This window comes from Streptomyces sp. NPDC059201 (genome assembly GCF_042754585.1).
Lineage (GTDB): Bacteria > Actinomycetota > Actinomycetes > Streptomycetales > Streptomycetaceae > Streptomyces.
This window is the reverse complement of sequence record NZ_JBHZBB010000002.1, coordinates 376,196-392,834: the sequence shown is the minus strand read 5'-3', so window position 1 is coordinate 392,834 and position 16,639 is coordinate 376,196. Positions and strand designations below refer to the sequence as shown.

Sequence of the window (16,639 nt, the reverse complement as noted above, 5' to 3'; positions counted from 1 at the left end):
CGTGTCCGCGCCCGGACCGACCGCGCCCGGCCCGCCCGGCCTGCGCGAGCGGAAGAAGCAGCGCACGCGCGACGCGCTCATCCGGGTGGCCCTGGAGCTCTTCACCACCCAGGGGTACGAGGGGACCACCGTCGACGAGATCGTCGAGGCGGTGGAGGTCTCCCAGCGCACCTTCTTCCGCTACTTCGCCTCCAAGGAGGAGGTCGCCTTCGCGGTCCAGCGGATGGTGGAGGAGGAGTTCCTCCGGGCCCTCGCCGTGCGCCCGCCCGAGGAGGGCCCCTTCGACGCGCTGCGCAACGCCGTGCTCGCCGCGTGGGACGGCGTGGGCGAGGCGATCGACGAGGTCGTCCCCGTCGAGCTGTACCTGAAGACCTTCTTCATGATCGAGTCGACGCCCGCGCTGCTCGCCGCGCACCTGCGCCGGTCCAGCGAGATGGAGGAGACCATCGCCCGGCTCATCGCCCGCCGCGAGGGGCTCGACGTGGACGCCGACCCGCGGCCCCGGATCGCGGTGGCCGCCTTCAGCGGCGTGATGCGGGTCACCAGTCAGATGTGGGGCAAGGGCCCTGAGCGCACCCTGGAGGGGATCCGCGCCCTCACCGAGTGGTACCTGGACCACCTGGGCCCGGCACTCTCCCTGCACTGGCGGGAGCCGCACGCGCGCGCGTGAGATGCCCCACCCGGTCGGGGTCGCGGCCAGGAGGCTCCTCCGGGCTCGCTGACGGGGGTTCAGGCCGGATGTGCGGTGCGCTCGCGGCCGGGCTCAGACCCGATTTCGCGGCGGGCGCGTGGTCGGGTTCACGGCAGGCCCGCGGGCGGGCCGAGGGCCTCGCGGAGGGTCCGGCTCCGGGGTCCGGCGGGCCGGGTTCGTCATCTTGGGCGTCTAGGGTGTGCGCCCGTGACCTCCGCCGATGTCCCGCCGTCCCTCGCCGTCCTGCGCACGCTCCTCGTGCTGGGCGTCGTCCTCGTGATCCTGGCCACCACCGGGTGGACCGCCATCCGGCACCGGCCGGTGCCCGGGCCGTCCATGGAGGCCGCGCTGGCCTCCTGGGCGCGGGAGCGGATCGGCGATGCCCCGCCGCCGGATCCGGCCACCGCCCCGCCCCGTACGGTCGCGGCCTGGTTCGCCGCCCTCGGGCCGGCCCGCGCCGAGAGCCTCGCCGTGCGGCATCCGTTCGTCGTCGGCAATCTCGACGGGGCGCCGCCGTCGCTGCGCTACCGCGCCAACCGGATCGGCCTCACCCACACGCTGGCGGCCGAACGGCCCCGCCTCGACGACCCCCGGCTCTCCGCCGAGGGCCGGCACGAGGCCCGCCGGCGGGTGGACCGCCTCGTCTCGCTGATGGAGCCCGGCCGCAAGATCCTCGCGTTCGACCCGACCGGCACGGGGCGGGCGGCCGAGGTGCTGGGCGATCTGGAGCGGGCCCGGCGGGTGTCGGTGGTCGTGCCCGGCGTCGACACCCACCTCCTGACCTTCCAGAAGACCCACGGGCGGTACACGGCCCCCGTCGGCATGGCACGCGCCCTGTACGAGGCCGAGCGGCGCACCGCGCCCGACACCCGGGTCGCCGTCATCGCCTGGGCCGGCTACACCGCGCCCGCCCGCGTGGGCGTGGACGCGGCGACCGGCCGGCTCGCCACGTCGGGCGCCGACCGGCTCGTCCGGCTCGCCGAGGGCCTGCCGGGGACGGCGCGGGTGGCGCTCTTCTGCCACAGCTACGGCTCCGTGCTCTGCGGGGTCGCCGCGCCCCGGCTGCCGGAGCGGGTGACCGACCTGGCGGTGGCCGGCAGCCCCGGGATGCGGGTGGAGACGGCCGCCGAGCTGGGCACCCGGGCGCGGATCTGGGCGATGCGGGACGCCGAGGACTGGATCGCGGACATCCCCCACCTGGAGTTCGGCGGGGTCGGGCACGGGGCGGACCCGGTGGCGCCGGAGTTCGGGGCGCGGCTGGTATCGGCGGCCGGGGCGGCCGGGCACAGCGGGTATTTCGAGCCGGGCACGGAGAGCCTCGGCAACTTCGCGGCGATAGGCGCCGGGGCCTTCGGGAGGATCGTCTGCGCACGTGCCGACAGCGCTTGCCGCGGGGGAATCTCCGGCGGCACGGTGCTCTGACGCGCGTAGATCACGGAATTTCCTGACAGTTCCGAGGGGCGACGCACGGCCACGCGACGCTTACGATGAGGCGCATGGGTGATGTGCTGGCCGGAATTCATGCCACCTGGGAGCTGGAGAGCGACGCACTTGTCATCCGCTTCGAACGGGGGATCCGTACGCCGAGGCTGTTCCAGGCGCTGCGCGAGCGACGCGTGCCGTACGAGGCGCTGGCGTCGGCGACGCTCGCGCCGGGCAGGCGCGGCACCGTCGTCCTGCACGCCGTGCCGCGGCCGGGCGTCGATCCGCTGATGGAGGCGGCCGGCGGGCAGCTGAAGGATGCCTGCGACCCGTACCGGCTGGCGCTGGCCGCCGACCGGGAGGACGCCGCCGCCCGGCTGCGCGACGCGCTGGCCGAGGTGATCCCGGCCGAGCCGGCGGACCCGTTCGACACGGGTTTCCTGGTGGCGGCGGGGCAGGGGCCGCTCTCCTTCAAGGCGTACGACGGCAAGGCGGCGTTCGACGGGTCGTCCGAGGTCTCCTTCCGCTGGTCGTCGACGATGGCCACGTCGGAGAAGTGGAAGACCGGCGACCAGGTCTTCTCGGTACGGGAGCTGAGCGGGGTCGAGTGGCGCACGCCGGACTCGCCCGGCGGGTTCCTGCGGCTGCTCCCCCGGAGCGGCGCACCCGGGGCGGAGCGGCCCGACCACGACCCGGCGTCGGTCGTCTTCGGACTCGGCTACGGCCCCGTCCACGACTCCCTCCCGTTCGCGGCGGCGGTCCTCGCGGCGATCCGCGCCAAGGACCGCGCCCCCGTCCCCGCGGGGGCGCGCAGCGCGGCGCACGGGGATCCCGGCGCCATCGCTGAAAGGATTCGGCACCTCGGCGAACTGCATCGGGCGGGCCTGGTGACGGACGAGGAATTCACGGCGAAGAAGTCGGAACTGCTCGCCGAGCTGTGACGGACAGGTGGGACGGGCGGTGTCCCGTCAGGCGGGGTGGGCGGTGTCCCGTCAGGGCGGGACGGGTGGGGCGCGCGACGAAAGTCGCGCGCCGTCATACCAGGGTCTGACCCGCGATTGTCACCCCTGGTACGACGACGGGAGCGGGCCGCGAACCTAGGCTGACTCGACATGAAAGTGATCGAGAAGCGGCCGGCGCCCCGGCGGCTCGCGGCGCGGCTGATGGACTGGTCGCGAACGGCCGTCCGGGCGCTGGAAGCCGCCTTCGCCTCGCCCGCCGCGCCCGGGTCCGCACTCTTCGGGGACGCGTCCTCGCGGTGGACGCGGCTGCTTCCGTACGGGTTCGGGGTCGCGCTCGTCGCCTCCCTGCTCCCGGTCACCGTCCATCTGCTCATCAACGACTACGACGTGCCCGGCGCCCTCGCCGGGGCGCTCGCCACCGCGCAGACCGCGCCGCTGCTGCTCGCCGCCACCCGGCCGCTCCAGGCGTGGTGGGTCGTGCTGCCCGCCGACGTCGCCGGGGCGCTCGTCCTCATGGCCTCCGAGGGGCCGCGTGCCCAGCTGTGGCCGTGGACCCCGCCGGTCGTCGTCGGGTACTGCGCCCTGATGCTCGCGCTCGGGCTGCGCGAGCCGCGCCGCACCCTCATCGGGGTGTGGCTGGCGACCGGCGCGGCCGGATATCTCCTGGAGACCGTGCGGCCGTACGGGGACACGGGCATCACAACGCTGCTGTTCGTGCTCAGCGGGGTGCTGCTGCTGCTCACCTCCTCGATACGGGCGCGGAGCGAGGCGCAGCGAAGACTCGCCGAGCAGGAGACGATCAGCGAGGCCGAGCGGGCCCACCGGACGCTCCTGGAGGAGCGGGCCCGGATCGCGCGCGAGCTGCACGACGTCGTCGCCCACCACATGTCGGTGATCACCGTGCAGGCGGACTCCGCTCCGTACCGCATCCCGGAGCTTCCGGAGGCGGCCCGGGAGGAGTTCGCGTCGATCGCGGGCAGCGCGCGGGAGTCGCTGGCCGAGATGCGGCGGCTGCTCGCGGTGCTCCGGAGCGACGGCAGCGAGGGCGAGCGGGCCCCGCAGCCCGGACTCGACCGGCTCCAGCAGTTGGTGGAGGCGACCGTGCGGGCGGGGCTGCCGGCCGAGCTGGCGCTCGCCACGGAGCTCGCGGACGGGCGGACCGAGGTGCCGCAGGCCGTCGGCCTCTCGGCGTACCGGATCGTGCAGGAGGCGCTCGCCAACGTGGTGCGCCACGCGCCCGGCGCGCCGACCCGGGTGTCGGTGCGGGAGGACGGGTCCGGCCGGCTGATGGTCCTGGTGGTCAACGGGCCCGCCGCGGAGCCGGTCTCGCCGCTGGAGAGCACCGGCACGGGGCACGGTCTGGTGGGGATGCGGGAGCGGGTGCGGCTGACCGGCGGCACCCTCGACACCGGCCCCCTCCCGGACGGCGGCTTCCGGGTCGCGGCTCACCTCCCCCTCGGGACAGAGGGCGCGGAGGGCGCGGAGGGCACGGAGGGCACGGACGCGGCGTGACAGGCCCGAGGGCCTGGTGCCTGTCCGGAGAGCGGCGCCGCCCGAACGGAGGGCAGGGCTCGCGCGTCCGGTGCGGGTGCGAGCGCAAGGGGGAGGAGGACGACAACGGCGGAGCCGTGGCGGCCGGCGCCGTCCGGACGGAGGGCAGGGCAAGCAGCGTCCGGTGCGAGCGCGAGAGGGAGGAGGGCGGCAACGGCGGAGCAGCGACAGCCGGCGACAACGCCGTGATCGTGCGTGCCGGGCGGCGCGTGACAGGCGGGACTTTTCGGGCGGGGCCCGGCAGGGCCTAGGGTCGGGCGGGTAGGGGGACATCGAGTGAGTGTGAGGGTGCCGGGTGGCCATTCGGGTGATCATCGTGGACGACCAGGCCATGGTGCGGGCGGGGTTCGCCGCGCTGCTGGCCGCGCAGAGCGACATCGACGTGGTCGGTGAGGCGCCGGACGGGCGGCAGGGGGTCGAGGTGGCGCGGGCCGTCCACCCCGACGTGGTGCTGATGGACGTGCGGATGCCGGAGCTGGACGGGCTGGCGGCGGCCCGGGAGATCCTGCGTCCGCCGGCCGGGGTGACGCACCGGCCCAAGGTGCTGATGCTGACCACGTTCGACGTCGACGACTACGTGTACGAGGCGCTGCGGGCGGGGGCGTCCGGGTTCCTGCTCAAGGACGCGCCGCCGGCCGATCTGATCGCGGCCGTGCGGGTCGTGGCGGCGGGCGACGCGCTGCTGGCGCCGTCCGTGACCCGCCGGCTCATCGCCGACTTCGCCGCGACCCGGCCGGCCGCGCGCAAGGACGTGACGGCGCTCCGGCTCAACGGTCTGACGCCACGTGAGACCGAGGTGCTGGAGCTGATCGCGAGGGGGCTGTCCAATCAGGAGATCGCGGAGCGGCTCGTGCTCGCCGAGCAGACCGTGAAGACCCACATCGGGCGGGTGCTCGCCAAGCTCGACCTGCGGGATCGCGCGCAGGCGGTGGTCTTCGCCTACGAGTCGGGCCTGGTGACCCCCGGGGGCTAGCCCCACCCCGGGCCGGGGGGCGGCTCCTCGTCCACCCCCTACCCGGGTATGGCACGGGAGTTGGCTCCCCGGGGTGACGTGCCGTCACCCACCGTCTTCCTACCTTCCTCTCGCCGACAACGAGAGAGGGAGGGCGGGCATGCGCCGCATCACGAGGACCCTGGTGACCGCCGTCATGGTGACGGCGGTCGTGGCGGGGACGGCGGGCTGGGCGTCCGGCACCGCGCAGGAGCCGGTCACCGGGCCGCCGGCGGGGACCGCCGAGTGGCGGGCGGCGGGGCTGCCGGACCCGGAGCGGATGGACCCGGCCGGGGTCGCGCGCTTCTTCGCGGGGCTCGGCACGGCGGAGCGGCGGGCGCTGGTGCGGGCGCACCCGACGGTGGTGGGGAACCTGGACGGGGCGCCGCTGGAGCTGCGGTACGAGGCCAACTCCCTTGCCGCGAAGGGCCGGTATCCCGGGGCGCGGGTCCTGGCGCACGACGCGCGGGGCCGGGGCCAGGTGGTCCTGGTGTACGGGGACCTGGCGGAGGCCGAGCGGGTGGCGGTGCTGGTGCCGGGCTCGGACGTCGACGCCGGGCGCATGGACTCCCTCACCCGGAAGGCCGCCGCCCTGCGGGAGGCGACCGGCGGGCGCACGGCCGTCGTCGCCTGGGCCGGCTACACCACCCCGGTCGGCGTCGGACTCGACGCCGCTTCCGGGGAGTTGGCGGAGGCGGGCGCCGAGCGGCTGGTCCGCTTCACGGAGGGGCTGCGGGCCGCCGGGGTGCGCCCCGAGCCGTCCCTCTTCTGCCACAGCTACGGCTCCGTGGTCTGCGGTCTCGCCGCGCACGGGCTGAAGGCGAAGGACCTGGTGGTCTTCGGCTCCCCCGGCATGCGGGCGGAGAACGTGGACGCGCTGCGGACGACGGCCCGGGTGTGGGCGGCGAAGGACCCGACGGACTGGATCGACCGGGTGCCGAACGTGGCCGTCGCCGGGCTCGGGCACGGCACGGACCCCACGGCACCGGAGTTCGGCGCCCGCCCGGTGGAGGCGGGGGACGCGGACGGCCACGACGGCTACTTCGCGCCCGGCACCTCCTCGCTGCGCGCCTTCGCGTCGATCGCCGAGGGGGACGTCCGATGAAGACCCTCGTCCGGAAGATCGAGGCCGGCACCCCCGCCCACCGGGACCGGGCCGTGGACGGGCTGCGGGCCCTGGCGCTGCTCGCCGTGCCCACCGGGCACTGGCTGCTCGGCGGGTTCACGCTCTCCGCCGACGGCGCGCTCCACAACGCCTCGCCGCTCGCGACCTTCGGCGCGCTCGCCCCGGCGAGCTGGATCCTCCAGATGCTGGGGATCTTCTTCCTGGTCGGTGGCTACGCCTCCGTCCTGTCCTTCCGCCGCTGGACCGGCTCCACCCGCGCCTGGCTCGGCGGGCGGCTGGCCCGGCTCGGCCGGCCGGTGCTCGGGGTGACCGCCGTGTGGGCGGCGCTGCTGCCGCTGCTCCACCACGGGCTCGGGGTGCCGGTGGACACCCTGCGGACGGCGTCGACGCTGGTGATCCAGCCGCTGTGGTTCGTCGGGGTGTACACGGTGGTGACGGCGCTGACCCCGCTGTGCGTGCGGGCCGCGCGCCGGTTCGGGGTGTGGGCGGCGGCGCCGCTGCTCGGCTCGGTCGCCGTCGTGGACTTCCTGCGGTACGGCCCGTACGCGGACGCCGTGCCGTCCTGGCTGAGCCTGCTGAACATCCTGCCGGGCTGGCTCTTCGCGTACCAGCTCGGCGTCTCCTGGGGCGAGGGCCGGGTGCGGCGCCGGCACGCCTGGGCGCTGCTGCTCGGCGGGGCGGCGCTCTTCGCGGCGCTGCTGCTGGCCTTCGGCTACCCGGCGTCGATGGTCGGGGTGCCCGGCGAGGCCCGGACCAACTCGCATCCGCCGTCGCTGCTGGTCCTGGCGCTCGCCGCCGCCCAGAGCGGGGCCGCGATCCTGCTGCGGGACCGGCTCGGCCGGCTGCTGCGCAGGCCCGCGCTGTGGGCTCCGGTCGTGGTGATCAACCTGTCGGCGATGACGATCCTCTGCTGGCACCAGACGGCGATGCTCGCGGCGGCGGTCCCCGCCTCGTACCTGGGCGAGGTGCCCGGACTGGTCGGGGCGCCGGACTCGGTCGGCTGGATCCTGGCCCGGCTGGCCTGGATGCCGGTCTTCGCCGGGCTGATCGCGCTGATCGGCCGGTACGCGCGCGGCTTCGAGTCGCCGTGGGCGCGTACCGGACCGGCCCGCCGCGCGCTCGCGGGCCTGCTCGCGGCGGGGTTCGCGGTCTTCGCCCTGGGCCTCGCGTGAGCCCGCCCCGCGCAGGGGCGCCCCGGGCGCGGTGGTCAGCCCTCGCGGGCGGCCGAGGTGAAGCTCATGTCCGGGTAGCGGTCGCCCGCCACCAGGCCCGCGATCGGTTCCAGGTCCGCGAGTTCGGCCTCGGTGAGGGTGATGCGGGTGGCGGCGGCGTTCTCCTCCAGGCGGGAGCGCTTGCGGGTGCCGGGGATGGGGACGACGGTGAGGCCGTGGACGGCGGCGCGCTGCTGCACCCAGGCGAGGGCGATCTGCGCGGGCGTCGCCCCGTGGGTGGCGGCGATCTTCCGGACCGGGTCGAGCAGGGCCGCGTTCCGCTCGGCGTTCTCGCCGGTGAAGCGGGGCTGGCGGCGGCGGAAGTCGCCGTCCTGGAGCTCCTTGCCGGCGTCGGCGAAGGCGCCGGTGAGGAAGCCGCGGCCGAGCGGCGAGTACGGCACGAAGGTGACGCCCAGCTCGGCGGCGGCGGCCACGGCGGAGCGCTCGACGTCCCGGGAGAAGAGCGACCACTCGGACTGGAGGGCGGCGATCGGGTGGACGGCGAACGCCTCGCGCAGCTCCGGTCCGGTGACCTCGCTGACGCCCAGGTGGCGCACCTTGCCCTCGGCGACCAGCTCGGCCATCGCGCCGACGGACTCGGCGAAGGGCACGGCGGGGTCGCGCCGGTGCAGGTAGTAGAGGTCGATCGTGTCGACGCCGAGGCGGCGCAGGCTGCCCTCGACGGCCTGGCGGATGTAGGCGCGGTCGTTGCGGATGCCCCGGTACGTCGGCCGCTCGGGGTCGCGTTCGATGCCGAACTTGGTGGCGAGGACGATCTCGTCGCGGTGGGCGGCGGCGAAGGGGGCGAGGAACTCCTCGTTGGTCCCGCCGCCGTAGCTGTCCGCGGTGTCGATCAGGGTGACGCCGGCCTCCAGGGCCGCTTCGAGGGTGTCGCGGGCCGCGGGCTCGTCGGTGGAGCCGTAGAACTCGCTGATGCCCATGGCGCCGAAGCCCTGGACGCCGATCTCGGGGCCGTCCTGGCCGGGGCCGAGGCGTACGGTGTCGATCGGGCCGGCCTGGCCGGTGGTGTCGCTCATGAGGTGGTGCCTCCGCAGATGGTGCCGTAGTGGTCGATCTTGAGGTCGAGCACGGCGAGCGTGTCCTGGAGCTCGGCGATGCGGGACAGCACGTCCCGGCGGGTGTCCTCCAGGAGGGCCCGCCGCTCCGCGTGGGTGTGGGAGCCCTCGCGGATCAGCTCCGCGTACCGCACCATGTCCGCGACCGGCATGCCGGTGAGCCGCAGTTTGCCGACGAACTCCAGCCAGCCGAGGTCCCGTTCGGTGAACCGGCGCTGGCCGGTGTGCGAACGGTCGACGTGCGGCATCAGACCGATCCGCTCGTACCAGCGCAGGGTGTGCGCGGAGAGGCCGGTCAGGGCGGCGACCTCGCTGATCGTGTAGCGGTCCTTGCCGATGACCGGCGGCCGGGTCGTGCTCGTGCTCTCGATCACGCTCATGCCTCCACGCTAAAAGGTTGGAGTGCACTCCAAGCAAGTAGGCTCGGCCCCATGGAGAGCAGCAGCGTGCCGAGCCTGGCGGCGATCGAGAACTGGCCCGTCCCCACCGCGGCGGCGGCCGTGGTCCGCGCGGACGGCACGGTGGCCGGGACCCACGGGCCGACCGGGCACCGGTTCCCGCTCGCCTCGGTGACCAAGCCGCTGGCGGCGTACGCGGTGCTCGTCGCGTACGAGGAGGGGGCGATCGACCTCGACGAGCCGGCCGGGCCCGAGGGCGCGACCGTGCGGCACCTGCTCGCCCACACCTCGGGGCTCGCCTTCGACGAGAACCGGGTCCAGGCCGCGCCGGGCACCCGCCGGATCTACTCCAACACCGGCTTCGAGGTCCTGGGCGACCTGGTGGCCAAGGCCACCGACATCCCCTTCGCCGACTACCTCCACCAGGCGGTCCTGGAGCCGCTCGGGATGACGGGCACGACGCTCGACGGCTCCCCCGCCAAGGACGCGGTGTCGACCGTGGAGGACCTGGTGCGGTTCGCCGCCGAGGTGCAGGCGCCGCGGCTGCTGGACGCGCGCACGGTGCTGGACGCGATGACGGTCACGTACCCCGGGCTCACCGGCATCCTGCCCGGATACGGGCACCAGCGGCCCAACGACTGGGGGCTCGGCTTCGAGATCCGGGGTTCCAAGGCCCCGCACTGGACCGGCACCACGTCCTCGCCGCGGACCTTCGGCCACTTCGGCCAGTCCGGCACCTTCCTGTGGATCGACCCGGACGCGCGGGCCGCCTGCGTGGCGCTCACGGACCGGGCCTTCGGGACGTGGGCGATCGAGGCGTGGACCCCGTTCACGGACGCGGTCCTCGCCGACCTCCGCCGCTGACGCGTCAGGATTCCCCGGGGCGGCAGTCGGTGGCCGGGAGGGTGCCGTCGGGGCCCGCGACGGTGACGGTGGACGTGCCGGACCGGTCCACGGCGTGCGCGGCCGTGCACACCAGCTGGGCGACCGCGGCCTCCGACAGCTCCTGGGTCAGGAACGGGGTCTGGAGGCGGACCCCGTCCGCCCCGTCCGACTCGACCCGGATCAGTTCGCGGCTCTCGGGCAGGTCGGTGGTGAGGCCCGCCTCGCTCTCGGCGCCGCCGGGGCCCGCGAGCAGGGCGGCGAGCGCCTTCACGGCGGCGAGGCCGGGGGCGTACGGGTGGCCCGCGTCGACCCCGAAACCGCTCCCGCCCTCCTCGAACGGCCCCTCGGTCCTCTTCCGGCCGAGCTCCGTCGCGTCCCCCGGCCGGGTCCGCTCGGGGTCGGGGACGAAGGTGATGCCGACGTCGCGGGAGACCGGCATCAGCCTCCCTTCGGGGCCGAGGAAGTAGAGCAGCATCCGGCTCTCGGGGTTGGGCCGCACGATGAGGTGCGGCGCCTCGCCCGCCTCCACGACGTCGCTGCCCTGGACGCCGCAGCCGGCGAGCGCGAGCGCGGCGAGCAGGGCTGCGGCGGCGGCCCGGGTCCGGCGCCTCACAGCGGGATCCTGACCGTGAACACGGCACCGCCCGCCGGGTGGTTGGCGGCCTCCACGGTGCCGCCGTGCAGGCGGACGTTCTCCTGGGTGATCGCCAGGCCGAGGCCGCTGCCGGCCGAGCGGGCGCGGGCCGGGTCGGCCTTGTAGAAGCGTTCGAAGACGTGCGGCAGGACGTCCGGGTGGATGCCGGGGCCCCGGTCGGAGACCTGGGTGACGAGGGTGCCGTCGTCGTCCACGTACACCCGGACGGTGACCAGCGGGCGTCCGTGGCGCAGGGCGTTGCCGACGAGGTTGGCGACGACGACGTCGAAGCGGCGGGGGTCGAGCCGGGCCCGGATGCCCTCCCCGAGCGCCGCGTGGATCTGCTCGGGGTCGGTCCAGCGCCGGCTGCTCAGGGTCTTGCGGACGCAGTCGGCGACGTCGACCTCGTCGGTGTGCAGTTCGGCGGCGCGGGCGTCGAAGCGGGAGATCTCCATCAGGTCCTCGACGAGCACGGCGAGCTTGACGGTCTCGGCGCTGATCAGCCGGACGGCGCGGGCCGTGTCGCTGTCCAGGGTGCCGGCGTCCTCGTCGAGCACCTCGGTGACGGCGAGCATCCCGGCGAGCGGGGTGCGCAGTTCGTGCGAGACGTCGGAGGCGAAGCGGCGGGCGCGGGCCTCGGCGCGGCGCAGCTCGGTGACGGAACGTTCCAGCTCGGCGGCGGACTCGTTGAAGGTGCGCGCCAGGTCGGAGAGTTCGTCGCTGCCCTTGGCGTGGATCCGGGTGTCGAGCCGGCCGCGGCCCATGCTGCGGGCGGCGTGGCGGAGCTCGCGGACCGGGCGCAGGACGCCTCGGGCGGCGAGCAGCGCGGGTATCAGGGCGATGGCCAGGGCGGGCAGGGCGCCGTCGCGGGCGGCGGTGACCAGGGCCTCGATGTTGGCCTCGTCCTCGCGGAGCTCCATGACGGCGTAGAGGACGAGGCCGGTGGGCTGGGCCGTGGCCGGGTCGGTGTCGGTACGGAAGAGGGCGGGGACGGCGATCGTCAGATACGGGGTGCCGGCCTTGACCACCCGCTGGAAGCTGGTGCGCGGCGCTTCCCGGGCGTGGGCGCGGGCCCGCAGCTCCGGGGTGAGGACGGTGGAGACGGGGCGGTCGGTGGAGGAGACCCGGAGGGAGCCGTACTCGGCGTAGACCCGCCAGGGGCGCGGCTTGCCCTGCCGGGCGATGCCCCGCAGCAGGTCGCGGAGCATGTCCTCGTCCGGCGGCAGGTCGATGCTGAGGTCGTCCACCTGCTGCCGGAAGGCGGAGACGGCGGTGTCCTGCGTCTGCTCCAGGATCGCGCTGCGGGCCGCCCGGTAGGTGAGGGCGGCGGTGGTGCCGCAGCTGACGGCCGCGACGAGGAGGAACGCGAAGACCATACGCGTACGCAGCCCGAACGGCCGCGGCCGCCGCCCCCGCAACCCCGCCCGAGCCCGCCGCCCGTCCCGGCCGGGGTCTGCGGCCCCGGACCCGGACCGGGCCGCGGACCCGGAGGCGGACCCGGAGTCCGTATCGGACCCGGCCCCGTCAGCCGTACGGGGCTCGGACCCCGCCCCGGTACCCGTACGGGAGTCGGTCCCCACCCCGGTACCCGTGCGGGACCCGGACGCCCGGCCCCGGAACCGGGCGCGCGTACGGCGGCCGGTCCGACCCGGGTCGGCGGCCTCGGCCTCGGTCCCGGGGCCGGACGGAGACCCGGAGCCGGAGCCCGTATCGGACCCGGAGCCGTCACCCGTACGGGACTCGGCCCCGGCCCCGGTACCCGTAGCGAAGCCCGTACCGACCCCGGACCCGGCCCGGTACCCGCCACCGGCCCCAGACTCGGACCCACCGGAAGACCCAGGCCCGGACCCGGACCCAACCCCAGCCCCGTGCCTGTTCCCGTCCCCCGGTCCCTCCCACGGTTCCTCCCGTGGGTGTACGCACGTCTTCACAGGGGGCCGAAGCGGTAGCCGAAGCCGCGCAGAGTCTGGATGTAGCGGGGGTCGCCGGGGGTGTCTTCTATCTTGGCGCGGAGTCTGCGGACGCAGGCGTCCACGAGGCGGGCGTCGCCGTGGTAGTTGTGCTCCCAGACGTGCTCCAGGAGCTGCTGGCGGCTGAAGACCTGCTCGGGGGCTGCCGTCAGGTGGAGCAGCAGCTTGAGTTCGGAGGGGGCGAGGGCGAGCCGTTCGCCGGTCTTGGCGACGGTGAGGCCGGCGCGGTCGACGGCGAGGTCGCCGTGGTGCTCGATCGCGGGGCGGCCGCCGCCGATGTCCTCGATGCGGCGCAGGACGGCGCGGATGCGGGCCTCGATGACCTCGGTGCGGGCGGGTTTGACGATGTAGTCGTCGGCGCCCGCCTCCAGGCCGATGACGACGTCGAAGTCGTCGCCGCGCGCGGTGAGCATGATGATCGGGAGCTGGCTGGTCTCGCGGACCCGGCGGCAGACCTGGACGCCGTTCATGCCGGGCAGCATGAGGTCGAGGAGCAGCAGGTCGGGGCGGAACTCGCCGAGGGCGGCGAGACCGGCCTCCCCGGTGGCGGCGGTCCGCACCTCGTGCCCGCGGCGCCTGAGCCCGAGCTCGACGCCTTCGCGGACCGAGGGGTCGTCTTCGATGAGGAGCACGCGGGGCATGGGTGGAGTATCCCAGGGTCGGTGGAGGCCCCCGGCTCCGGGAACCTCCTGGTGGATGCGGTCAGGTGCGGCGGGTGAGACGCCCGGTGGCCTTGGCCAGGAGGGCGGAGACCTCGGTGAGGCCCAGCGGGCGGGCGAGGACGGCGAAGGCGCCGAGGACGGTGGCCGCGCCGGCGAGACCGGAGACGACGGCGCCGGCCGGGGCGGTGGCCTCGGTGACGAAGAGCCCGTATCCGGTGGCGGGGACCGCGGCGAGCAGCAGCCGGCCGAGGCCGTCGCCGCCGTCCTTCGCCGCCGGGAGGCGCCGCCGGAGGACGTACGCGGTGAGCGCCCAGCCGGCCCAGAGGGCGAGGGAGTAGCCCGCGGCCATGCCGGTGACGGCCCAGCGGGTGGGCAGCCAGTGGTACGCGGCCAGCGAGAGGCCCGCGTTGAGGCCCGCGATGACCAGGTTGAGCAGGAAGGGGGTGCGGGTGTCGCGGAGCGCGTAGAAGGCGCGGGTGCACACGTACTGGCCGGAGAACGCGATCAGGCCGGGGGCGAAGGCCATCAGCGTCCAGGCCATGCCGCGCACGCCGTCGGCGTCGGTGGCGCCGTGGCCGAAGACCGCGCTCATCAGCGGGGTGGCGAGGGCGAAGAGGGCGCAGGCGGCGGGGACGACGCCGGCGGCGCTGGTGCGCTGGGCGTACGAGACGTCGCGGCGGATGCCCGCGAGGTCGCCGTCGGCGGCCGCGGCGCTCATCCGGGGCATGAGGGCGGTGACGAGGGAGACGGTGACGATGCCGTGCGGGACGGCCCACAGGAGGTAGGCGTTGTTGTACGCGGCGAGGCCGGCGCCGCCGCCGGGGACGCGCTGTCCGGCGGAGGTGGCGACCCAGGTGGTGACCCAGTAGGCGGCCTGGTTGGTGGCGACGAGGAGGACCAGCCAGCCGGCGGCGCGGAGCGGGGCGGTGAGGCCGCTGCCGCGCCAGTCGAGGCGGGGCCGGAAGCGGAAGCGGGCGGCGCGCAGCGAGGGCAGCAGGGCGAGGGCCTGGGCGGCGATGCCGGCAGTGGTGCCCCAGCCGAGGAGCGCGGTCTCCTCCGGGGTCAGTTCGCCGCCGTCGCTGACGACGAGGAAGAGGCCGAACACGGCGACGACCACGACGTTGTTGAGGACCGGGGTCCACATCATGGCGCCGAAGCGGCCGCGGGCGTTGAGGACCTGGCCGAGGAGGGTGAAGAGGCCGAGGAAGAGGATCTGCGGGAGGCACGCGCGCGTGAAGGCGATCGTGAGGTCGCGCTGGCCGCCGGCGTAGTCGGTGTACGTGTCGACGACGAGGGGCGCGGCGAGCACGGCGCCCGCGGTGAGGGCGACGAGGGCGAGCGCGCAGAGGGTGAGGAGGCGGTCGGTGTAGGCGGCGCCGCCGTCCGCGTGCTCCTTGGCCGCCTTGACCAGTTCGGGCACGAAGACGGCGTTGAGGGCGCCGCCGAGGAGCAGCGTGTAGACGATGGTGGGGACGGAGTTGCCGACCGCGTAGCCGTCGGCGACCACGCCCGCGCCGAGCGCGGCGGCGACGACGGAGGCGCGGACGAAGCCGGTGGCGCGGGAGACCAGCGAGCCGGCGGCCATGAGGGCGCCGCTGCGGAGCGCCGAGGCGGGCTTCCGCCGGGTCGGCGCGGGCGGGGCGAGGGTCGTGCCGTTGCTCATCGGCGGTTCAGGTAGGCGTGGAAGGCGCGGTACAGCGCCTGGTTGGTCGTGCCGTGCATCGGTGTCTCCCACTCCCCGAGCGTCTCGACGACCTGTCCGCCCGTGCCGAGCTTCCAGCGCAGGAGCCCGTGGGCGCGGTCGTCCGGATCGAGGGTGGAGGGTACCCCGCGCAGGTCGTAGACGTCGGCGCCGAGGGCGTGGGCGTCGAGCAGCATGCGCCACTGGAGGGCGTTGGAGGGGCGGACCTCGCGGCGGTGGTCGGCGGAGGCGCCGGTCTGGTACCAGACCCGCCGGCCGACGGTGATCATGGTGTGGGCTGCGAGGATCTCGCCCTCGTGGCGGGCGAGGTAGAGCTTCATCCGACCGGCGTGCTCGGCGTTGAGGACCGCGTACTGGCGTTCGTAGTAGGCGAGGGAGCGGCCGAGGCGGAATCCGTCACGCTCCTCGGTGACGCGGAGCAGGCGGTGGAACTCGGGGAGGTCGGCGGCGGAGCCGACGGTGATCTCGACGCCGGACTTGCGGGCCTTGCGGACGTTGCGCCGCCACTCCTGGTTGAGGCCGGACCACAGGTCGTCGGGGGTGCGGCCGGTGAGCGGGACCTGGAAGACGTGGCGGGGCTGGGCGTCGGCGCCGTCCTCGGAGTCGCCGCCGCAGCGCTTCCAGCCGCGGGCGCGGAGCCGTTCGGCGACGGCGGTGCCGAGGGGGTCGACCTCGTCGGCGAGGACGTCGCCGAGCCGGCGGCCGGGTCCGGTGGCGGCCTTGACGGTGGCGGCGGTCCAGCGGCGGTGGTCGGGCCCGGGTCCGATGCGTACGGCGAAGGCGCCGGAGGCCCGCAGATGGGCGAGGAGCGGGGTGAGCCAGCGGTCGAGGTCGGGGTCGGCCCAGTCGGCGACGGGTCCCTCGGGGAGGTAGGCGAAGTGCTTGCGGGTGCCGGGGAAGGCGCGCAGCAGGACGAGGGCGACACCGGTGAGCTCGCCCGACTCCGGCCCCCAACCGAGGAGTTGGTGGGTCCAGCCTTCCTTCACCTGCGCCCAGGAGGGGAGTTGGAGGAAGCCGGGGCCGTCCGCTCCCGTGGCGCGGGAGGCGAGGAAGGCGCGGTACGCCTCCGGGGTCACGGGGCCGAGCCGGAGCGGTCCCGCGGGCACCGGCACGGCGGCGGGGCGGCGCTTCACGGGTGCGGGCGTCACGAGCAGCGCTGACACAACGGGAGCCTCCTTGGTTCCTCCGCGCCCTCGGTGGCGCGGCGCACAGCAGGCTCACAGCCGGATGAGACGGGTCCGCGCGGCGTGTGTGACGGGACGATGACCGTTTTCCATCAGCCCCTGTCACATGGGGCTCCGGCCGGGCGGAGGGCGGGGCCAGGCGCCTAGAGTCCGGGCATCCCACCCTTTTCTCTC

The 16,639-nt window shown here is 75.2% G+C and carries 15 protein-coding genes; 8 read left to right on the top strand and 7 right to left on the bottom strand.

What is annotated here, in order from left to right; genetic code table 11:
* Window position 1: 1 nt before the first annotated feature.
* The 7 genes from ACFXMG_RS07575 to ACFXMG_RS07545 all read left to right on the top strand — a co-directional run bounded on the left by ACFXMG_RS07575 (window position 2) and on the right by ACFXMG_RS07545 (window position 7,915).
* A complete protein-coding gene (locus ACFXMG_RS07575) occupies window positions 2–670 on the top strand; it encodes a TetR family transcriptional regulator (protein ID WP_383828077.1) in 669 nt (222 codons plus the stop codon).
* A gap of 228 nt (window positions 671–898) precedes the next feature.
* The gene (locus ACFXMG_RS07570) at window positions 899–2,113 is read left to right on the top strand and encodes an alpha/beta hydrolase (protein WP_383828029.1); all 1,215 of its coding nucleotides are present in this window, start codon (window positions 899–901) and stop codon (window positions 2,111–2,113) included.
* Between the two features lie 74 nt (window positions 2,114–2,187).
* A complete protein-coding gene (locus tag ACFXMG_RS07565) occupies window positions 2,188–3,054 on the top strand; it encodes a DUF4429 domain-containing protein (protein ID WP_383828031.1) in 867 nt (288 codons plus the stop codon).
* 171 nt (window positions 3,055–3,225) lie between these two features.
* Window positions 3,226–4,587 (top strand): sensor histidine kinase, encoded by a 1,362-nt coding sequence (locus ACFXMG_RS07560; RefSeq protein ID WP_383828033.1) that lies wholly within the window; start codon window positions 3,226–3,228, stop codon window positions 4,585–4,587.
* 334 nt (window positions 4,588–4,921) lie between these two features.
* Entirely contained in the window at window positions 4,922–5,599 is a 678-nt protein-coding gene (locus tag ACFXMG_RS07555; protein ID WP_383828035.1) for a response regulator, read from the top strand.
* 139 nt (window positions 5,600–5,738) lie between these two features.
* Window positions 5,739–6,722, top strand: a complete 984-nt coding sequence (locus ACFXMG_RS07550; RefSeq protein WP_383828037.1) for an alpha/beta hydrolase — start codon at window positions 5,739–5,741, stop codon at window positions 6,720–6,722.
* Window positions 6,719–7,915: an acyltransferase gene (locus tag ACFXMG_RS07545; protein ID WP_383828039.1), complete on the top strand. Its 1,197-nt coding sequence runs from the start codon at window positions 6,719–6,721 to the stop codon at window positions 7,913–7,915. The genes ACFXMG_RS07550 and ACFXMG_RS07545 overlap by 4 nt, the downstream gene beginning before the upstream one ends.
* Before the next feature lie 35 nt (window positions 7,916–7,950).
* On the opposite strand, the gene ACFXMG_RS07540 is transcribed toward ACFXMG_RS07545, so the two are convergent.
* Window positions 7,951–8,991, bottom strand: coding sequence for an aldo/keto reductase (locus tag ACFXMG_RS07540; protein WP_383828041.1), 1,041 nt, complete (start codon window positions 8,989–8,991; stop codon window positions 7,951–7,953).
* Complete coding sequence (locus tag ACFXMG_RS07535; protein WP_383828043.1) at window positions 8,988–9,410, bottom strand: MerR family transcriptional regulator; 423 nt, start codon at window positions 9,408–9,410, stop codon at window positions 8,988–8,990. The genes ACFXMG_RS07540 and ACFXMG_RS07535 overlap by 4 nt, the downstream gene beginning before the upstream one ends.
* A 51-nt stretch (window positions 9,411–9,461) precedes the next feature.
* Between ACFXMG_RS07535 and ACFXMG_RS07530 the strand changes: the two genes are divergently transcribed.
* On the top strand, window positions 9,462–10,292 hold the full coding sequence (locus ACFXMG_RS07530) for a serine hydrolase domain-containing protein (protein WP_383828044.1): 831 nt from the start codon (window positions 9,462–9,464) through the stop codon (window positions 10,290–10,292).
* 4 nt (window positions 10,293–10,296) lie between these two features.
* Here ACFXMG_RS07530 and ACFXMG_RS07525 read toward each other — a convergent pair whose 3' ends face one another.
* The 5 genes from ACFXMG_RS07525 to ACFXMG_RS07505 form a co-directional block, all read right to left on the bottom strand.
* Window positions 10,297–10,926, bottom strand: coding sequence for a hypothetical protein (locus ACFXMG_RS07525; RefSeq protein WP_383828046.1), 630 nt, complete (start codon window positions 10,924–10,926; stop codon window positions 10,297–10,299).
* On the bottom strand, window positions 10,923–12,323 hold the full coding sequence (locus ACFXMG_RS07520; RefSeq protein WP_383828047.1) for an ATP-binding protein: 1,401 nt from the start codon (window positions 12,321–12,323) through the stop codon (window positions 10,923–10,925). The genes ACFXMG_RS07525 and ACFXMG_RS07520 overlap by 4 nt, the downstream gene beginning before the upstream one ends.
* A gap of 551 nt (window positions 12,324–12,874) precedes the next feature.
* The gene (locus ACFXMG_RS07515; protein ID WP_383828049.1) at window positions 12,875–13,558 is read right to left on the bottom strand and encodes a response regulator; all 684 of its coding nucleotides are present in this window, start codon (window positions 13,556–13,558) and stop codon (window positions 12,875–12,877) included.
* 61 nt (window positions 13,559–13,619) lie between these two features.
* Entirely contained in the window at window positions 13,620–15,242 is a 1,623-nt protein-coding gene (gene murJ, locus ACFXMG_RS07510; RefSeq protein WP_383828051.1) for a murein biosynthesis integral membrane protein MurJ, read from the bottom strand.
* On the bottom strand, window positions 15,239–16,393 hold the full coding sequence (locus tag ACFXMG_RS07505; RefSeq protein WP_383828079.1) for a lipid II:glycine glycyltransferase FemX: 1,155 nt from the start codon (window positions 16,391–16,393) through the stop codon (window positions 15,239–15,241). Before ACFXMG_RS07505 ends, murJ begins: the two co-directional genes overlap by 4 nt.
* Window positions 16,394–16,639 lie beyond the last annotated feature (246 nt).